The 17,710-nt window shown below is 66.3% G+C and carries 15 protein-coding genes; 12 read left to right on the top strand and 3 right to left on the bottom strand.

Features of this window, described 5'->3' with window-relative positions:
* Both JWN03_RS01110 and JWN03_RS01105 read right to left on the bottom strand, forming a co-directional pair.
* The coding region (locus tag JWN03_RS01110; protein ID WP_297608290.1) for a Gfo/Idh/MocA family protein at window positions 1–755 on the bottom strand (755 nt) is incomplete at its 3' end.
* Between the two features lie 32 nt (window positions 756–787).
* Window positions 788–1,792 (bottom strand): LacI family DNA-binding transcriptional regulator, encoded by a 1,005-nt coding sequence (locus tag JWN03_RS01105; protein WP_297608287.1) that lies wholly within the window; start codon window positions 1,790–1,792, stop codon window positions 788–790.
* A 232-nt stretch (window positions 1,793–2,024) separates the two neighbouring features.
* Here JWN03_RS01105 and JWN03_RS01100 point away from each other — a divergent pair, with 232 nt between their 5' ends.
* Genes JWN03_RS01100 through iolD form a run of 8 tightly spaced genes read left to right on the top strand, consistent with a single transcriptional unit; the run spans window position 2,025 to window position 10,378 of the window.
* Window positions 2,025–2,942: a TIM barrel protein gene (locus JWN03_RS01100; RefSeq protein ID WP_297608285.1), complete on the top strand. Its 918-nt coding sequence runs from the start codon at window positions 2,025–2,027 to the stop codon at window positions 2,940–2,942.
* Window positions 2,943–2,958: 16 nt separating this feature from the next.
* Window positions 2,959–3,957, top strand: a complete 999-nt coding sequence (locus tag JWN03_RS01095) for a sugar ABC transporter substrate-binding protein (protein ID WP_297608282.1) — start codon at window positions 2,959–2,961, stop codon at window positions 3,955–3,957.
* A gap of 18 nt (window positions 3,958–3,975) precedes the next feature.
* Window positions 3,976–5,028, top strand: a complete 1,053-nt coding sequence (locus tag JWN03_RS01090) for an ABC transporter permease (protein WP_297608279.1) — start codon at window positions 3,976–3,978, stop codon at window positions 5,026–5,028.
* Window positions 5,025–5,810 (top strand): ATP-binding cassette domain-containing protein, encoded by a 786-nt coding sequence (locus JWN03_RS01085; RefSeq protein WP_297608276.1) that lies wholly within the window; start codon window positions 5,025–5,027, stop codon window positions 5,808–5,810. Before JWN03_RS01090 ends, JWN03_RS01085 begins: the two co-directional genes overlap by 4 nt.
* Complete coding sequence (iolC, locus tag JWN03_RS01080; protein WP_297608273.1) at window positions 5,807–6,745, top strand: 5-dehydro-2-deoxygluconokinase; 939 nt, start codon at window positions 5,807–5,809, stop codon at window positions 6,743–6,745. Before JWN03_RS01085 ends, iolC begins: the two co-directional genes overlap by 4 nt.
* The gene (locus tag JWN03_RS01075; RefSeq protein WP_297608270.1) at window positions 6,736–7,629 is read left to right on the top strand and encodes a Cgl0159 family (beta/alpha)8-fold protein; all 894 of its coding nucleotides are present in this window, start codon (window positions 6,736–6,738) and stop codon (window positions 7,627–7,629) included. Before iolC ends, JWN03_RS01075 begins: the two co-directional genes overlap by 10 nt.
* On the top strand, window positions 7,626–8,516 hold the full coding sequence (gene iolB, locus JWN03_RS01070) for a 5-deoxy-glucuronate isomerase (protein ID WP_297608267.1): 891 nt from the start codon (window positions 7,626–7,628) through the stop codon (window positions 8,514–8,516). Before JWN03_RS01075 ends, iolB begins: the two co-directional genes overlap by 4 nt.
* Window positions 8,513–10,378 (top strand): 3D-(3,5/4)-trihydroxycyclohexane-1,2-dione acylhydrolase (decyclizing), encoded by a 1,866-nt coding sequence (iolD, locus tag JWN03_RS01065; protein ID WP_297608264.1) that lies wholly within the window; start codon window positions 8,513–8,515, stop codon window positions 10,376–10,378. The genes iolB and iolD overlap by 4 nt, the downstream gene beginning before the upstream one ends.
* On the opposite strand, the gene JWN03_RS01060 is transcribed toward iolD, so the two are convergent.
* A complete protein-coding gene (locus tag JWN03_RS01060) occupies window positions 10,360–11,364 on the bottom strand; it encodes a M48 family metalloprotease (RefSeq protein WP_297608262.1) in 1,005 nt (334 codons plus the stop codon). The genes iolD and JWN03_RS01060 overlap by 19 nt on opposite strands.
* Before the next feature lie 327 nt (window positions 11,365–11,691).
* Here JWN03_RS01060 and JWN03_RS01055 point away from each other — a divergent pair, with 327 nt between their 5' ends.
* The 4 genes from JWN03_RS01055 to JWN03_RS01040 all read left to right on the top strand — a co-directional run bounded on the left by JWN03_RS01055 (window position 11,692) and on the right by JWN03_RS01040 (window position 17,694).
* Entirely contained in the window at window positions 11,692–13,077 is a 1,386-nt protein-coding gene (locus JWN03_RS01055; protein ID WP_297608259.1) for a hypothetical protein, read from the top strand.
* Window positions 13,078–13,236: 159 nt separating this feature from the next.
* Entirely contained in the window at window positions 13,237–15,192 is a 1,956-nt protein-coding gene (locus JWN03_RS01050; RefSeq protein WP_297608256.1) for an MFS transporter, read from the top strand.
* Between the two features lie 76 nt (window positions 15,193–15,268).
* On the top strand, window positions 15,269–16,138 hold the full coding sequence (locus JWN03_RS01045) for a winged helix-turn-helix transcriptional regulator (protein WP_297608253.1): 870 nt from the start codon (window positions 15,269–15,271) through the stop codon (window positions 16,136–16,138).
* Window positions 16,139–16,233: 95 nt separating this feature from the next.
* On the top strand, window positions 16,234–17,694 hold the full coding sequence (locus tag JWN03_RS01040) for a carotenoid oxygenase family protein (protein ID WP_297608250.1): 1,461 nt from the start codon (window positions 16,234–16,236) through the stop codon (window positions 17,692–17,694).
* Window positions 17,695–17,710: the final 16 nt, after the last annotated feature.

Here is a 17,710-nt window from a genome sequence, read left to right as displayed (position 1 = left end):
CCCACAATGGCATTGCCCTGGGAGCCGAGGACTTCCAGTCGCACGTCGTATCCGGCCCCGTTGTAGCGGCTCAGCGAAACCGTCGCCAGCGCACCGTCGTCCAGGCGCAGTATCACCGCGGCGGTATCCACATCGCCGGCGTCGGTGAACATCTGCTCGCCGCGATTGGCACCGGTGGCATATACCTCGGTCACCTCCCGTCCGGTCACCCAGCGGATGATGTCGAAATCGTGGACGCCGCAATCGCGGAATACCCCGCCCGAGCGCGGAATGTATTCCGCCGGTGGGGGAGCCGGATCGAGGGTGGTGGCGCGCAGCGTGTGCACCCAGCCGAGCTCCCCGGACGCGACCGCCGCGCGGGCGGCGCGATATCCGGCGTCGAAGCGGCGCTGGAAGCCGATCTGCACCGGCACCGTCGATCCGGCGACGCGTTCGACCACGGCGAGGGTGCCGAGAATGTCTGCGGCAATAGGCTTTTCGCAGAAGACGGGGATGCCGCGATCCACGGCGGCGGTAATGAGCTCGGGATGCGAGTCGGTGGCCGTGGTGATCACCAGCCCGGTGAGGCCGGCGGCGAGCAGTGCGTCGATATCGGGTGCGTATTCGATATCGAGTTTGTCGGCGGTGGCCCGGGCGCGCTCGGCGTCGGCATCGGCGACGATCACCGCATCGACGCCGGGCAGGGTGGTCAGGGTTTCGGCGTGGGAGCTGCCGATACGGCCGGTGCCCGCGAGGCCCAGTCTGATCGTGGACATGTGTGCTCCTTCGAAATCGGTGGTGTCCCCGGTCAGTCGCGGGGTGCGGCCGTGGTCGAGCGGACGACCAGGCTGGGTTCCAGGCGCTGGCGGACCGGTTCGGTCCGACCGTCGCGCAATCGTTCGGTGAGAGCCGCGACGGCCAACTGCCCGATGCGATTGCGGGGCTGGTCGATGGTGGTCAGGGCGACATGGCGCAGTGCCGCCAGCGAGGTGTTGTCGTAACCGACGACCGAGACATCCTCGGGCACCCGCAGTCCGGCCTCGGTCAGTGCGGACATGGCGCCCACGGCGTTGAAGTCATTGCCGCAGATCAGGGCGGTGGGAAAGTTGCTGGGGGAGAAGAGATTCAACAGGCTGCGTACCGCCGCCGCACCGGCTTCATCGGTGTGCTCGCTGGCAATGACCATCGGTTCCAGCCCGTGCCGGACCATGGCCGCGGTGTACCCCTGGCGCCGGGGTGCGGCGGTGAAGGCGCCGCCGCCGTCCAGATGCACGATCCGCCGATGCCCCAGTGCGACCAGGTGATCAACCGCGAGCGCGGCCCCCAGTTCGCCATCGTCATTGACGGTGTCCACCTCGGGAATGCTGGATCCGCGCGATACCAGCACCATCGGACACCGTTGTGCCGCATCGCGAATCGAGGAGGTCGGCAGTACCGGTGAGAGCAGGATGATCCCGCCCGGCCGGAACGCCAGCAGACTGGCCAGCGCCGTGCCTTCCCGCTCCGCGCTGCGCCGCCCGGTGGTGAGAATGAGTTCGAGACCATTGTCCTGCGCGGCCTCGTCCATACCCTCCACCACATCGGCGAAGAAGGCATTGCGCAGATCGGACACCATGACGCCGACAATGTTCGAGGTGCGGCTGGCCAGTGACCGGGCCATGAGGTGCGGCTGATACCCGAGATCCTGCGCGGCCTGCAGCACCGCACGCCGGCGATGCTCGCTCACCTTGGGGGAATTGCGCATGACCAGTGAGACCAGTGCGCGGGAGACACCCGCTCGGGCGGCGACGTCCTCCATGGTCGGTCCTGTCATGCTGCCTGACGCTACCGTGCTGAAGTGCCCTCAGCAATAGAGCGCTCTAATCGCGTGATTCGGACATTCTTTCTCCCGTACAACAGCGCAGGTGAAACCGAATATGCAAGGTGGAACACCACTTTGCGAGTCAGTACCGGCTCTTGACACCGTTGTGATTGGGGTTACATTGTTGGAGCGCTCCAATCGAGCGCTTGTACATGATGGCTACCGACGGGTCTGGGAAGTGCCGATGACCGAACCGCTCCATCCCCTGCGTTCCACCCCACTGCGTATTGCCGCCGCACCCATCTCCTGGGGCGTGTGCGAAGTTCCGGGCTGGGGTCACGTCCTCGATTCAGGCACCGTCCTGTCGGCCATGGCGGGCCTGGGTCTGACCGCCACCGAATTCGGACCACCCGGTTATCTACCGAGCGATCCGGTCGAGCTGCGCAATCAACTTGCCGCGCACGGCATCGCACCGGTCGGCGGTTTCCTGGCCCTGGCCCTGCACCGGGAACCGGACGTCGCTCTCACCGCTGCCCGCGTGACCGCCGAACTGTTCGCGGCCACCGGCGCGGAGGTGCTGATACTCGCCGCTGCCACCGGCGCGAACGGTTACAACTCCCGGATGCCGCTCACCGACGACGAGTGGCGGACCCTGATCGAGACGGCCGCCGCCATCGGCGATATCGCGGCCGAATACGGTCTACGCGTCACCCTGCACCCGCACGCCGGTACGCACGTCGAGGACCAAGCCGAGGTGCAGCGCTTTCTCGCCGACTCGGAGCTCGATCTGTGCCTGGACACCGGGCACCTGGCCATCGGCGGTACCGATCCGGTCGCGCTGGCCCGGCAGTACCCCGAACGCATCGGGCATATCCACCTCAAGGACGTGCGCCTCGAGATCGCGAACGAAGTGCGTTGCGGCCGAATGGAATACAGCGACGCGGTGCGCGACGGGCTTTATGTCCCGCTGGGTGACGGCGACGTCGATATCGCCGCTCTGGTGCATGCGGTGCAGTCGGCGGGCTACGACGGCTGGTACGTCCTCGAGCAGGACACGGCGCTGCTCCCCGGTGACTCCGCGGACGGTCCGACCCGAGATACGGCACGAAGTCTGCGACACCTGGTCGAAATCGGGGTCCAATCGACCCCGACCCGGATTTAGTGGGGAGGTGATGACAATGAGGTCCCCATCTTTACGAAGCCGCGGGAAGCGCTGGCGTCGACTGGCGCCCTGGATCGCGGCCGCCGCGGTCCTGGCGGCCTGCAGTGGTCCGGGTTCCGATCAGACCACGCCCGCGCAGGCGCCCGTCGAGGTCGGCAAGCTGAATACGGTCGCCGTGGTCACCCACGGTTCACCCGGTGACGCCTTCTGGAATGTGGTCAAGAACGGCGCGGAGGCGGCGGGCAAGCAGCTCGGTGTGCGCGTCGAATACAACTCCGCCGGCGATCCGGGTCAGCAGGCCAAGCTCATCGACAATGCGGTGGCACAGGGCGTGGACGGCCTGGTGGTCTCCATGGCCAATCCGGATGCGCTGCGCACCTCCGTCGAAAAAGCGATCTCGGCCGGCATTCCGGTGGTGACCATCAATTCCGGTGAAGAAGAAAGCGTCCAGTTCGGCGCCATCGGGCATGTGGGTCAGAGCGAACGGCTGGCCGGTGCCTCAGCGGGCAAGCGCCTCGCGGCCGCCGGAAAACACAAGATGCTGTGCGTGATCCATGAGGCCGGGAATATCGGCGCGAACGAACGCTGCGCGGGTGCGACCCAGGGCTTCGGCACCGCGGTCACCCTGCAGGTCGATATCAACAATCCCACCGATGTGCAGGCGCGCATCCGCGGTGCGCTGGAATCGGATCCGTCCATCGACGCGGTGCTGACGCTGAATTCGCAGATCGCCGCCCGAGCGGTCGATGCGGTGCGCGAGTCCAAGTCGAAGGCCGCCATTGCCACCTTCGATCTCAATGATGATGTGGTGGCTGCCATTCGGGCCGGCACCCTGTTGTTCGCGATCGATCAGCAGCAGTACGAACAGGGCTATCTGCCGGTGGTCATGCTGAAGCTGTACCGGTCCAACCTCAATAGCGTCGGTGGCGGCGTTCCGGTGCAGACCGGTCCCGCCTTCGTGGACAAGACCAATGTCGATGTCGTCGCCGGGCTCGTCGCCCAGGGCACGCGGTGAGTGTCGGGAGTGAATGACATGAGTGTTGCCACAACGGCTTCCGAGTCGGCCACGGAGCCCACCGGACTCCGGGCCTCGATACTGCAGCGGCTGATCGTGCGGCCCGAACTCGGCGCGTTCATCGGCGCGCTGGTGGTGTTCCTGTTCTTCTCCATCATTACCGACAAGTTCTTCAGCGCCCTGGGCGTTTCCAACTGGCTGGACGATGCCTCGACACTCGGCATTATGGCCGTGGCGGTGGCGCTGCTCATGATCGGCGGCGAATTCGATCTCTCCGCCGGTGTGATGACTGCGTCCACGGCACTGGTCACCGGACTGCTCGCGGTCAACGCGGGCTGGAATGTCTGGCTGGCGCTGGCGGTTTCGCTGGTATTCGCGCTGGCGGTCGGAGCGCTCAACGGCTGGGTGGTCATGCGGACCGGCCTGCCGAGCTTCATCGTCACCCTGGGCACCTTCCTCGCGCTGCAGGGCCTGAATCTCGGTGTGACCCGATGGATTACCGGCACCGTGCAGGTATCCGGCATTCGCGCATCGGGCGGCTACCAGTCCGCGGGCTGGGTGTTCGCCTCCACCACGAATATCGGCGATGCCCATATTCAGGCGTCGGTGGTGTGGTGGATCGTGCTCACCGCACTGGCCGGAATCGTGCTGGTGCGCACCAGATTCGGCAACTGGATCTTCGCCGTCGGCGGTTCGCTGCCGAGTGCCCGCGCGGTGGGTGTGCCCGCCGCCCGCACCAAGATCTTGCTCTTCATGACCACGGCCTTCGCCGGCTGGGTGGTGGGCGCGTGCAATCTGCTGCGCTTCTCCAGCGTGCAGGCCAATCAGGGTGTGGGACTGGAATTTCAGTACATCATTGCCGCGGTGATCGGCGGCTGCCTGCTGACCGGCGGCTTCGGCTCGGTGGTCGGTGCGGCGCTGGGCGCGCTCACCTTCGGCATGGCGCGGCAGGGCATTGTGTTCGCGGGCTGGAACAGCGACTGGTTCATGCTGTTCCTCGGCGTCCTGCTGCTCGCGGCCGTGCTGGTCAATACCGCATTCAAGAAGCGAGCGGAAAGGGTACGCCGATGACTGTGCCACTCATAGAAGCAGTGGATATCGGCAAGAGCTACGGCGGTGTCGTTGCGCTGCACGATGTCTCGATGGTGGTGAACGCGGGCGAGGTCACCTGTGTGCTGGGCGACAATGGCGCGGGCAAATCCACGCTCATCAAGATCCTGTCCGGCGTGCACCAGTACGACACCGGCGAATTGCGCATCGAGGGCGAGACAACCCGATTCTCCTCGCCCCGTGCGGCTTTGGATCTCGGCATCGCCACCGTGTACCAGGATCTCGCGGTGGTCCCGCTCATGAGCGTATGGCGCAATTTTGTGCTCGGCTCCGAACCCGTCAAGCGCTATGGCCCGATCGAGCTGCTGGATCGGCGCACCTCCCAGGACATCACCCGTAAAGCCCTGTCGGATATGGGAATCGAGCTCAACGATCTGGAACAGCCGGTCGGGACCCTCTCCGGTGGTCAGCGGCAGAGCGTCGCCATCGCCCGCGCCGTGCACTACGGGGCCAAGGTGCTGATTCTCGACGAGCCCACCGCCGCACTGGGTGTCAAGCAGGCGGGCGTGGTGCTGCGCTACGTGGTGCAGGCCCGCGAACGCGGCCTGGGCGTTGTGCTCATCACCCACAATCCGCACCACGCCTACCCGGTGGGTGATCGCTTCTTGCTGCTGCAGCGCGGCGGCATGCTCGGCTGCTACGAGAAGTCCGAGATCGATCTGTCGGAACTGACCCGGCAGATGTCCGGCGGCGCGGAACTGGAAGCGCTGCAGCACGAATTGCAGCGAGTGGTGACGCCGTGACCGATCTGGAGGTGCTGACCATCGGACGGGTCGGCGTCGACCTGTACCCAGAGCAGAGCGGAGTATCGCTGGCGGAGGTCACCACCTTCGCCAAATTCCTCGGCGGCACCGCCACCAATGTCGCGGTGGCGGCGGCCCGCCTGGGCCGCCGGACCGCCATCCTCACCAAGGTCGGGCCCGACGGATTCGGCGACTTCGTGCGCACGGCGCTCGAGGACTTCGATGTGGTGAACGATTTTGTCGCCACCGCACCGAATCTCCATACCCCCGTGGTGTTCTGCGAGCTCAATCCGCCCGCCGACCCGCCGCTGCTGTTCTACCGCGCACCCATCGCACCGGATCTCACCCTCACCGCGGACGAGATCCCCTGGGATGTGGTCGATTCCGTCCCACTGCTGTGGGTGACCGGTACCGGCGTCAGTGCCGAGCCCGGCCGCACCACCCAGCGCGCGATCCTCGAGCGCCGCGCCCGCCGCGGCCACACGGTGCTGGACCTCGACTACCGGCCTATGTTCTGGCCCGATGTCGAGACCGCCCGCACCGAGATCGGCTGGATGGTCGACCACGTGAATGTGGTGGTGGGCAATAGAACCGAAGTGCAGGTGGCCACCGGTTCCGCCGATCCGGACGAGGCGGCCGATCGGCTGCTGGCCCGCGGCGTGCGCCTGGCCGTCATCAAACGCGGCGCCGACGGCGTGCTGGTCGCCACCGAGCACGAACGCTGGACGGTCGAGCCCTGCCGCATCGAGGTGGTCTGCGGTCTGGGTGCGGGCGACGGCTTCGGCGGGGCCCTCATCCACGGCCTGCTCTCGGACTGGGACCCGCACCGCATCGCCACCTATGCCAATGCCGCCGGGGCATTGGTGGCTTCGCGATTGGCCTGCGCCGACGCCATGCCGACCGCCGCCGAGATCGAGGAGTTGCTGTGCACCTGACCGATGAACGATGGTATCGACTACTGCGCGCCCGAGCCACCGAACCCGAGGCGATTCGCGCCGCCTACGCCGACCGTCGCCGCCGGCCGAATCTGCTGTCGGACAAAGGCACACTGTTCCTGGTCGCCGCCGATCATCCGGCCCGCGGGGCACTGGGCGTGCGTACCGACAGTACCGCCATGGCCGGTCGGCGCACGCTGCTGGAGCGGCTGCTCATCGCGCTCGACAATCCCGCCGTGGACGGTGTGCTCGGGTCGCCGGACATCGTGGAGGAGCTACTGCTCCTGGACGCCGTGCACGACAAGATCGTCATCGGCTCCATGAACCGTGGCGGTCTGGCCGGGGCCGACTGGGAGATCGACGACCGCTTCACCGGATACGACGCGGAATCACTGGTGAAATACCGTCTGGACGGCGGCAAAATGCTGTTGCGCCTGGTGGATTCGGATCCCGGTACAGTGCCGACGCTGGAAGCCTGTGCCCGCGCGGTCTCGGAATTGGCCGAGCACGGACTCATGGCGATGGTCGAGCCGCTGCCCTACGGCCGCGATCCGTCCGGGGCGCTGGTCATGCACCGCGATGCCGCCGCACTCCAGCGCGCCATGACCGTGGCGTCGGGCCTCGGCGTCACCTCGGCGTATACCTGGCTGAAGATCCCAGCACCCCAGGATATTTCGGCACTGGATGCGACAACTCTGCCCGTGGTGGTCCTCGGCGGCGCGCCTTCTGGCGACCCGGCCGCAGACCTCGCTTCCTGGGGCGCGGCGCTCACCCACGATGTGGTGCGCGGCCTGGTAGTCGGCCGCAGCCTGCTCTACCCGCCCGACGGCGATGTGGCGGGCGCGGTGGACAAAGCTGCCCGGGTGCTGGAGGCAGCCTCGTGAGCAAACTCCACCACCCGAGCGGAACCCTTTGCGATGGAGCAGATCCCGTAGTTCTCACGCCTGCCGACGCGGGCTGGACCTACACCGGGCTGCGAGTGCTTCGGCTGGCCGCGGGCGAATCACGCACGGTGCACACCGGCGACTTCGAAGCCTTCGTACTGCCGCTGTCCGGGTCGTGCACGGTCCGCGTCGACGGCGAGGTATTCGAACTGACCGGCCGCGAAACAGTTTTCACCCGGGTGACCGATTTCGCCTACGTCCCTCGTGACGCCGAGGTCGAGCTGTCCACCGTGGACGGTCTGGAGCTCGCGCTGCCGATGGCCCGCTGTACCCGCCGCCTGACTCCGAAATACGGTCCGGCCGAACAGGTCCCGGTGGAGGTCCGCGGGGCGGGCCCGGCGACACGGCAGGTCACCGGGTTCGGAGTTCCCGGCGTCTGGGACCACGCCGACAAGCTCAATGTCTGCGAACTCATCACACCCGATGGCAATTGGTCCTCCTATCCGCCGCACAAGCACGACGAGGCGAGCGACTGCGAGGTTGTCAATGAGGAGATCTACTACTTCCGCATTGCCGGATCGGATGGAATAACTCCCTCCGCGACAGGTTTCGGCATGCACCGCACCTACACCGCCGACGGCGCGCTGGACGAGAACGTCGCCATACGCGACGGCGACGTCTTCCTGATCCCGCACGGCTATCACGGCCCCTGCATCGCCGCGCCCGGCTACCCCATGTACTACCTGAATGTGCTGGCCGGTCCCGCCCCCGTACGGTCCATGGCCTTCTGTGACGACCCCGCGCACGCCTGGGTCCGCTCGCAGTGGGCCGATGAACCGCTCGACCCGCGCTGCCCGGTCACCTCGCACGAAGGACGACTCGTATGAGACTCACGACCGCACAAGCCCTGGTGGCCTGGCTGGTCGCCCAGCGGTCCGAAACCCTCGACGGTGCTGAAGTGCCGTTATTCCCAGCGGTTTTCGCCATCTTCGGGCACGGCAATGTGCTCGGACTCGGCACGGCGCTTCAGGAGCGGCTCGACGAACTCCCGGTCTGGCGCGGGCACACCGAACAGGGCATGGCCCTGGCCGCAGTCGGTCTCGCCAAGGCGGCGCAGCGCCGCCAGGTCGGCATAGCGACCTCCTCCATCGGTCCCGGGGCGCTCAATATGGTCACGGCCGCCGGTGTGGCACATGCCAATCGGCTGCCCCTGCTCCTGCTGCCCGGCGATACATTTGTCAGTCGCGCACCCGATCCGGTGCTGCAGCAGGTGGAGCACTTCGGCGACCCCACCATCACGGTGAATGATGCCTTCCGCCCGGTGAGCCGCTACTTCGACCGCATCACCCGGCCCGAGCAACTCATCGCGACCCTTCCTCAGGTGGCACGCGTTCTCACCGATCCGGCCGATGCGGGTCCGGTGACTCTCGCACTGCCACAGGATATTCAGGTCGAGACCTACGACTTCCCGGACGCGCTGTTCGAGCCCGTGCTGCACCGCATCCCGCGTCCGCGCCCCGACCGCCGCAGTCTGGCCGAGGCGGCCGACGTCCTGGGCACGGCAGATCGTCCACTATTGATCCTCGGTGGCGGTGTCCGCTACTCCGGTGCCGCTACCCGCGCACTGGAATTCGCTGAGCAGCACGGTATTCCGGTGACGGAGACGACCGCGGGCCGCACCCTCGTGCCGCATGATCACCCCCTGTACGCGGGCCCGCTGGGCGTCACCGGCGCAGCGTCGGCCAATGCTCTCGCCGCTGCAGCCGATGTGGTGCTCGCCATCGGCACTCGCCTGCAAGATTTCACCACCGCCTCGTGGACAGTCTTCGACCCCGAAGTGCGCCTGGTGCATATCAATGCCGCCCGATTCGACGCGGTGAAGCACGGCGCGCTCGCGGTGGTAGGTGACGCCGACGGCGCACTGGAAGACCTCGCGCCGCAACTGGGACAGTGGCAAGCGGATCCGGCCTGGACTGCCCGCGCACTCGCGGTCCGCACCGACTGGGACTCACACATCGACAAGCTCCGCAGTCCAGCCCTCGGCGCACCCACCTACGCTCAGATCGTCGGCGTCGTCAATGACCTCAGCGGCCCCCACGATTACGTCATGACGGCGTCGGGCGGCCTGCCCGGCGAACTCGTCGGCGGCTGGCGTGCCACCGGCGGCGAACCGGCCATGGACGTCGAATACGGCTTCTCCTGCATGGGATACGAGCTCTCCGGTGCCTGGGGCGCGGCCATGGTCGTCTCCGACGAGGCGCGCTCCTATACGAGCGGCCTGGTCACCACCCTGCTCGGCGACGGCTCCTACCTCATGCTCAACTCCGAACTCTTCTCCGCGGCCTTCGCCGGGCACCCCATGGTCGCGGTCGTCTGCGACAACGACGGCTATGCGGTGATCGCCCGATTGCAGGAGGGCCAGGGCGGCGAGCCGTTCAACAACTTCTATGCCAACTGCCGCACCCACCACACCGAACCCCCGCGCGTCGATTTCGCCGCCCACGCCCGCTCCCTCGGCTGCGTGGTGTTCACCGTCGGCGAATCGGTGGAGTTCCGGGACGCCTACGCCCGCGCCCGCAATGCCGCCGTCACCGAACGCCGGCCCGCCGTAGTGGTGGTGCGCACCCAGCCCTCGTCCTGGACCGAAGCCGGTGCCTGGTGGGAAGTGGGTGTGCCGCAGCATCTCTCGGGTCGCGAGGCCCACGATCGCCAGAAGCCGCAGCAACTGCGCTACGCCGGCCGTGGGTAGTAGCGAAGTTCGTTCGTCCGAACCAGGATCTTGCGAATTCGCGCCGCAAAGGGCGGGTGGGTGAGGATCAATGGATCGAGGAACTTCGCGCTGTTCGAGAGGTGACTGGCGAGCCCTGCCCCGTACCCGAGGTCGGCGGCTACCCGATCGGCGAGGTACTCCTCGCGCCATGCCAGCCACATTCGCGCGAGTGGTTGTACAGCGCAGGCGGCAGCTAGGCCTATTGCCGCAGAAGTGCCCAAGGCCGGCGTCATAGCGGCGACGAGCGCGACTACGCCGGCGGATACGGGGCACAGCAGCAGGATTGTTCTGACGAGTGCGGTCCACGCCGTTCGTAGTCCTAGCGGCGGGAACGACCTATAGCCGCTGTTGATGAAATCGAGCAGCGGGAGGATCGACATGTAGAACACAGTTCCCATGGGCCCGATGCACAGTGATCTCAGCGCGCGGTAGCCCCAGCCACCGATCAGCTCATGTCCGAGTTCATGAGCGACGACCCCGCGCAGCTCCCGTGATGTCAACTGCCGTACCGCGGCCTCTGTCACGGCGATAAGCCTTCTCGGGTAGGCGTACGCGTTCACCAGGGGTGAGTCGATCAGCGTCAGCCGGTACCGGGATGCGGGGATCCCCGCTGCCCGCGATACGTCCTTCCATACCGCGGTCAGGACAGCAGCCGCCACGGCCCGGGTGTGCGGATATCGCACTCGGCCCGAAGATCCGGCGGCCCGCCGCCGCCGCGCATCCTCGTCCAGCCTGGTCAGGGAAGTGAACTGGGTGAGCAGCCAGGGCAACAGCGACACCGAGAGCAGCGTGATGCTCAGCCACAGCCCCGCCCACAGGTAGCAGGAGCGGATGATCGCGATTGTGGCTGCCGCCCATGGCAAATCGACCAGCAGCTGGGCCGGTGGCAGTAGTGCGCGCAGCACCCGGGCGCCGCCGGTGAACCTGTATTTGGACGAGCTTCCGGCGGGCTGATCAGTACGCATGACGGGTTCGCGATCTGGAATGGCGTGGTGGATTCACCATAGGAACCGTGGGCCGCCTGGCGTAGCCCCCTGTTCCTCCGTCAGGAGAATTGGGGCATACCGACACTCGGCTGACCCGGGCGCGGGATATATGGCAGACTCGGCGCAAACATGCGAGGCGGCCGTACCGAGGTCGCACGTGCACGGTGATGCGGGAGTTTGAAGGTCGCAATGGATCTCAGCGCCATCGAGCGCCAGGTAGCTTCGGATCGCGGAGCCGCCCAGGACCGTTCGCCTCAAACCGAGCTGCAGCTCGCCACCACGCTATGCGCATTCGCGCGGGGCCTCATGGCCACGAAAAACGATCCGGCGCAGCGCGATCGGTCGGCCTCGGCGCTCGAACCCGCGCAGGAAGCGGTGCTGCTGCGGCTGCGCTGGCTCACCGCCGGCCATGTGAATGCGATCTTCGCGAACGAGGTGCAGGAGGCGCTGCGGCTGTTCGAGGAGGCCGCTCGCCTCATCGGTCATCGTGAGCTCGCCACCGCCACCATCCGTAATGCGTGTAATGCGTATCGCCAGGTAGCGCACAACTATCCGAATGCCGCGGCCGTCTGTGCGGACGCACTGGCCAAGTGCGGCGTGTGGCTGTGCCGCCTCGACCCCACCGCGGCCGTCGCCGCGGGCCGGGACGCCGTCAGCATTCGCGCCGCGTTGTTCGCCGCGGATCCGGAGCAGGCCGCGCGGTATCTCTCGAGTCTCAATACCCTGTTGCGCACGCTCATGGTGGGACAGCAGCGCAAGCCCGCCATCGCCCTGTACCGCGAACACTATGCGCTGGTCACCTCCCCAGTGATGGCTCAGCAGCTGCGGGATATCAAGGTTGAGGACATCGGCTTCACCAGCAAGACGCTCACCGCCCTGCGCAAGCTGGAATGCGCGACGCTGGAGCGCGCCGGATATCTCACCCAGCAGCAGATTCTGTACCAGAGCGCCGGTGACCTCTCGACCATCGAAGAGGTCAACTGGCAGCTGGCGCTGGTGGGTCTCAAGCCCCTCGCCGCCGGCGCCATGCCCGATCAGCCCTCCAAGCCGATGGAGATCAGCACCTCCTTCGGTGCGCTGGGCGTGCGCTGCTCCTCCCGCAATGCCGTCACCCTGGTGCGGGCCGCCGTGCTCGCCGCCTACAGCGTGGACGGCGCGCAGACCGTGCCCGCCACCGCCTACCTCGGAGTGGACGAAAAGCACTGGAGCACACCGGACCCCGAGGCCAATCGCGCCGAGCGGCTGGGCCAGGACGTGGTGCTCATCGAAAAGGTCTCCGAGCACTGGGTTTCCGTGAAGAGCCTGAACTGGGAGGTGGCGCCGGTCGGTAAACATCCACTGGCACTGCGGCTTTCCCACGAATGGCCCGTGGTCAGCGTGACCACCACCGAGCACATGTCCTACGAACTGTGCTGGTACGAGGGCGGTTCGGCCGTCCAGTACGCGGCGCTCGGGCTGCCGGCCGGGCAGATACCGCTGGAAAAGCCGCTCGCCCCGCTGGACTTCAAGGCCCTCGCGGAACACGGCGCGGACTATGCCTCCGAAACACAGGTGCGTTCCGCGTTCGGCAACACCACGATGTTCACCAAACTCACCATGCTTCCGGGCAGTGGTATCCGGCAGGCCGCCGAATCCGGCCCGCTGTCCGGCCACGGTTCGAACATCCTGTACTTCCGCGACGGCGACGCGTAGATCTCGGGTCTGCGGAGATCTTGAAATAGATCTTGATTCGCGGTAACAGTGATACGGATCACTCGTGACCGCTACCCTGTGATCACCTCGGCTGCTCGTGGCGAATCACAAGGGTCTTCCAGTCGCACGAAATGCCTGGGATAGAAAGGCATCTCGATCATGAGTTCCACTCCGACCGCTGTCCCGTCCGCAGCCCCGGGCCTGCAGCCGCCCACGCTGCTCACCGGCCTCTGGCAGCGCAAGATTCCGCATTATCCGGATACCCCGGCCCGGTCCTGGTACCTGTTCCTCGTGGTGATCACCTCGGTCGCCCTGTACTACCAGCTCTTCGTATCGGGCGCGGTGGGCAATCAGCTCATTGCCTACTTCCATCTCTCGTTCCGGTACTTCGTCGGAATCTTCATCATCGGCGCCGCATTCGGTGCGGTGGCCTCGGTCATTGCGGGCCTGCTCGACCGGTGGGGGCGGGCCAATATGGTCGCCTACGGCACGGTGATCTGCTCGCTCCTCACCTTCCTGGCGGTACCGGCATGTACCACCAAAGAGCAGTACCTGGCGGTCTACTGCCTGGTCGGCATTGTGGAAGGCGCTGTCCTGGTGGCCACCCCGGCCCTGGTTCGTGACTTCTCACCACAGCTGGGCCGTGCCTCGGCCATGGGCTTCTGGACGCTGGGCCCGGTACTCGGCGCGCTGGTGACCACCGAGATCTCCACCCACACCCTCGACGCCCACCCGGACTGGCAGTTCCACTACCGGCTGTGCGGTGCGATCTGCGTGCTGATCTCGCTGATAGGCCTGGTCGGCCTGCGTGAGCTGAGTCCCGCGCTGCGTGATCAGATCATGGTGTCGATCAAGGACAGGGCACTCGTCGAGGCCCGCGCGCGCGGGCTGGACGTGGGCAGTCTCGAGCGCGATCAGTGGAAACAGATGCTGACCTTCAATATTGTCGGCTCCGCCTTCGCCATCTCGATATTCCTGGCGTTCTTCTACACCATCGTGTCTTTCCTACCGGTCTACCTGGCGACCAACTTCGGATTCACCTCGGCGCAGTCCAATGCGCTCGGTAACTGGTATTGGATCGCCAATGCGGTGAGCCTGGTGCTGACGGGCATCGTCTCCGACTATCTGAAGGTGCGGAAGCCCTTCATGATTTTCGGGGCGATAATCAGCATCATCGGTGTCTACGCCTTCCTGGGATACACCGATAAACCCGGCACCGATTACTACACCTTCGCGATAGTGCTGAGTCTCATCGCGGTCGGCAGCGGCATTGCCTACGCCACCTGGATGGCCAGCTTCACCGAGACCGTGGAGAACCGCAATCCCGCGGCCACGGTTGCCGGGCTCGCCGTCTGGGGTGGAACTCTGCGGACGGTGGTCACTTTCGTCCTGCTGGGCCTGCTCCTCGTGGTCACCGCGGCGGGAACGCTGGTGAATTACGGTCCACGGCTGCAGGAGATCGCGGCCAAGTATCACACCGAGATCGCCACCATCCAGACGGTCGGCACCGACACCATGGCAGCGCTCGGAGCCAATCCGAACGATGCGGCGGCACAGGTTGCGGCACTGGTGAAACTGACGGGCGCCGCACCCGCGGATGTCCAGACCACCCTCGCCCTCAATGCCAAATACCCGCAGGAATTGGCCACACTGCAGTCGATCGACCCGGCGGTGCTCACCAAACTGCTGATCAATCCCAATGATCAGCAGTCGGCCGCGACAGCGGTCGGACAGGTGGCGAAGAAGTTCAATATTCCACCGGATCAGGCCACCGCGCGCATTACCGCTGCGAAGGTGGTGCCGGTCAACGATCTGGCCGTGGCCTCGCAGGTGGGACCGCAATTGACCACTGCGAGTGAACAATTGAAGGCGGTGAGCGCTATCCCGACGGCTGATCAGCAGTATTTGTCCGATCATGCCAAGGAGGTGCAACAGGCGCAGGTCGATTCGCCGAAGCAGTGGCGGACCTGGTGGTGGATCTGCCTGATCGCGCAGGTCATCTTCCTGCCGTTCGTATTCGCCATGTCCGGCTACTGGAGCCCGAGGAAGGCTGCGGAGGCGGCGGCCGAACACGAGGTGGCTGTCGAACGCGAGATGGAGTCGCTGTCGCTGTGACGGCTGCGCTCTGATCCCGGTGGGCTTGGCCGTGTCGAAGGGCACCCAAGCCCGCCAATCCAGTACAGTTAGTGAAGTGTTGTCGAACTCCGTTGCCGCCACCTTCGATCTGCTCGGCGACCGTTTGACTTTGACCATCCTGCGCTTGGCCTTCGTCGAACACTCCCGCCGCTTCAGTCAGTGGAGCGACCGCACCGGGGCCCCGCCGGCCGTGCTCACCGCGCGGCTGGCGGCGCTCGTCGATGCCGGGGTGCTGGTGCGTGACCGTGCCGAATACCGGCTCACCCCGCTCGGATTGGACACCTGGGAAATCCTGGTCTGCGTCTGGTCCTGGCAGCGGGAGTGGACGCCGGAGTGGGCGCTGCTCCCGGAATTCGTGCATACGGACTGTGGCCACCGCGGCCCGCCGGTGCTCATGTGCCGCGGTTGCGGTCGCACGGTAACCCCCCACGACACCGATGTGGAGCTGGACCGCGATGCGCTGTGGCATATCACTTCGGGTCGCCGCCGCTCCGCTGCCCGGTCGGCCCCGCCTGCGCGGGTAGACGCCCGATTCGACGAGATCATGGAAGCCATCGGCGACCGCTGGAGTGCCGCCGTCACCGGTCTGGCACTGGCCGGCGTCCGCCGGTTCTCGGAATTCCGTGTGGCCCTGCACATGTCGCCGACCACCTTGACCGAGCGGCTGACCCGCCTGGTCGAAGCCGGGATTCTGGATCGCCCGGAAACCGATGCGCGCGAATACCGCCTGACTCCGCGCGGCCGAGCCTTGTTCGGCGTCTTCGCCTTTCTGCTCGCCTGGTCCAATCAGGCGCACCCGCAGAATCCGGAACCCGGTCTGCGCATTCATCACCGCGATTGCGGTGCCGTACTGATTCCCGCACTGCGGTGCCGGGGCTGCGATGCGGTGCTCGGGCGCACCGACGTGCGGTTCGAACGACCCTGACGGCTCTTGACAGCTCTCGCTGAGACGCGTATCACTTCATTAACTGTAGTGAAATTCGCCGGGCCGTCTGTGCCCAGCCACTGGAGGCGCCTCTCATGCCGCTCAATGAAGAACTCATCGCCCCGGCCGCCGCGGCCCTGACCAATCCGTACCTGGAGGGTCCGTACGCCGCCACGGCCGACGAGATCACGGCCACCGACCTCACGGTCCTGTACGGCGAGCTGCCGGTGGATCTGGACGGCGTGTACGTCCGCAACGGGCCGAACCCGCAATTCGCGCCGATGGGCCGCTACCACTGGTTCGACGGTGACGGCATGTTGCACGCGGTGCACTTCGACAACGGCCGGGCGACCTACCGCAATCGGTACATTCGCACCGCCGAGTTCGATGCCGAGAAGGCCGCCGGTACCGCGCTGTGGCGCGGCGTCATCGAGCCCTGGGACGACAACCCGGCAGGTGATCGCCGTGAACGCAACTCCGCCAATACCGATGTCGTGTACCACCATGGCAATCTGCTGGCCCTCTGGTACCGCGCGGGCAAGCCGTACGCACTGGACCCGGTGAGCCTCGAGACCCGCGGCGTCGACGACTTCAATGGCACCCTGCCGGGCGAGGTTTCGGCACACGCCAAGGTGGACGAGCGCACCGAGGAACTGCTCTTCTTCGACTACGGCATCAATGCCCCGTACCTGCGCTACGGCGTCGCGGACGCGGCGGGCACCGTCACGCACTTCACCGGTCTCGAACTGCCCGGCCCGCGCCTGCCGCACGATATGGCGATCACCGAGAACTACTCGATCCTCATGGATCTGCCGCTCTACAACGACCCACGCGCCGCCGCGGCCGGCCGGTTCAAGATCTTCTTCGACCGCAACCTGCCCAGCCGGTTCGCAGTCCTGCCGCGCTACGGCGCTGGCACAGAAGCGAAGTGGTTCGAGGCCGCGCCCGGCTACATCTATCACACCGTCAACTCCTGGGAGGAGGGCGACGAAATCGTGCTGGTGGTCTGCCGGGTCACGGAACCGAGCCCGGTCTCCGATCGCGCACACCCCCTCGCACAGTTGCTCGCCTACCTGCGCCCGGAGGCGAAGCTGCACAAGTACCGCTTCAACCTGCGCACCGGCGCCACCATCGAAACCCCCATGGACGATGTGAACACCGAATTCCCGGCCATCGACCTGGGCATCACCGGACAGCGCGGCCGCTACTCGTACCAGATGCAGCTCTCGGTGGACAGCACCATGATCTTCGATGCCGTCATCAAGTACGACTTGCTCACCGGCGCGAAGGAAACCGCGCCCTTCGGCGACGGCATGTTCGGCAGTGAGCTGACCGTGGTGCCACGCCCCGACGGCGACCGCGAGGACGACGCCTGGCTGACCATGTTCGCCCACAACAACCACACCGGGCTCGGTGAGGTATGGATCTACGATGCGGCCGACCTCAGCACCGGGCCGGTCTGCCGCCTGGGCCTGCCCACCCGCATCCCGCTCGGCTTCCACGCGACCTGGGTGAGTGGAGACCGCATGCGCGCCGCCTCCGAGCCCATCGCCTGAACGGGTTGCGCCCGTG

The sequence above is a fragment of the Nocardia sp. genome (assembly GCF_025465275.1).
GTDB lineage: Bacteria > Actinomycetota > Actinomycetes > Mycobacteriales > Mycobacteriaceae > Nocardia.
The sequence above is the reverse complement of the archived record's forward strand: the minus strand, read 5'-3'. Positions and strand labels throughout refer to the sequence as shown.

What these genes read in the sequence shown, in the direction of transcription:
- JWN03_RS01105 (WP_297608287.1), bottom strand. Translation starts at nt 1,792, where the DNA reads ATGACAGGACCGACCATGGAGGACGTCGCCGCCCGAGCGGGTGTCTCC.
- JWN03_RS01100 (WP_297608285.1), top strand. Translation starts at nt 2,025, where the DNA reads ATGACCGAACCGCTCCATCCCCTGCGTTCCACCCCACTGCGTATTGCC.
- JWN03_RS01095 (WP_297608282.1), top strand. Translation starts at nt 2,959, where the DNA reads ATGAGGTCCCCATCTTTACGAAGCCGCGGGAAGCGCTGGCGTCGACTG.
- JWN03_RS01090 (WP_297608279.1), top strand. Translation starts at nt 3,976, where the DNA reads ATGAGTGTTGCCACAACGGCTTCCGAGTCGGCCACGGAGCCCACCGGA.
- JWN03_RS01085 (WP_297608276.1), top strand. Translation starts at nt 5,025, where the DNA reads ATGACTGTGCCACTCATAGAAGCAGTGGATATCGGCAAGAGCTACGGC.
- iolD (WP_297608264.1), top strand. Translation starts at nt 8,513, where the DNA reads ATGAGACTCACGACCGCACAAGCCCTGGTGGCCTGGCTGGTCGCCCAG.
- JWN03_RS01060 (WP_297608262.1), bottom strand. Translation starts at nt 11,364, where the DNA reads ATGCGTACTGATCAGCCCGCCGGAAGCTCGTCCAAATACAGGTTCACC.
- JWN03_RS01055 (WP_297608259.1), top strand. Translation starts at nt 11,692, where the DNA reads ATGGCCACGAAAAACGATCCGGCGCAGCGCGATCGGTCGGCCTCGGCG.
- JWN03_RS01050 (WP_297608256.1), top strand. Translation starts at nt 13,237, where the DNA reads ATGAGTTCCACTCCGACCGCTGTCCCGTCCGCAGCCCCGGGCCTGCAG.
- JWN03_RS01040 (WP_297608250.1), top strand. Translation starts at nt 16,234, where the DNA reads ATGCCGCTCAATGAAGAACTCATCGCCCCGGCCGCCGCGGCCCTGACC.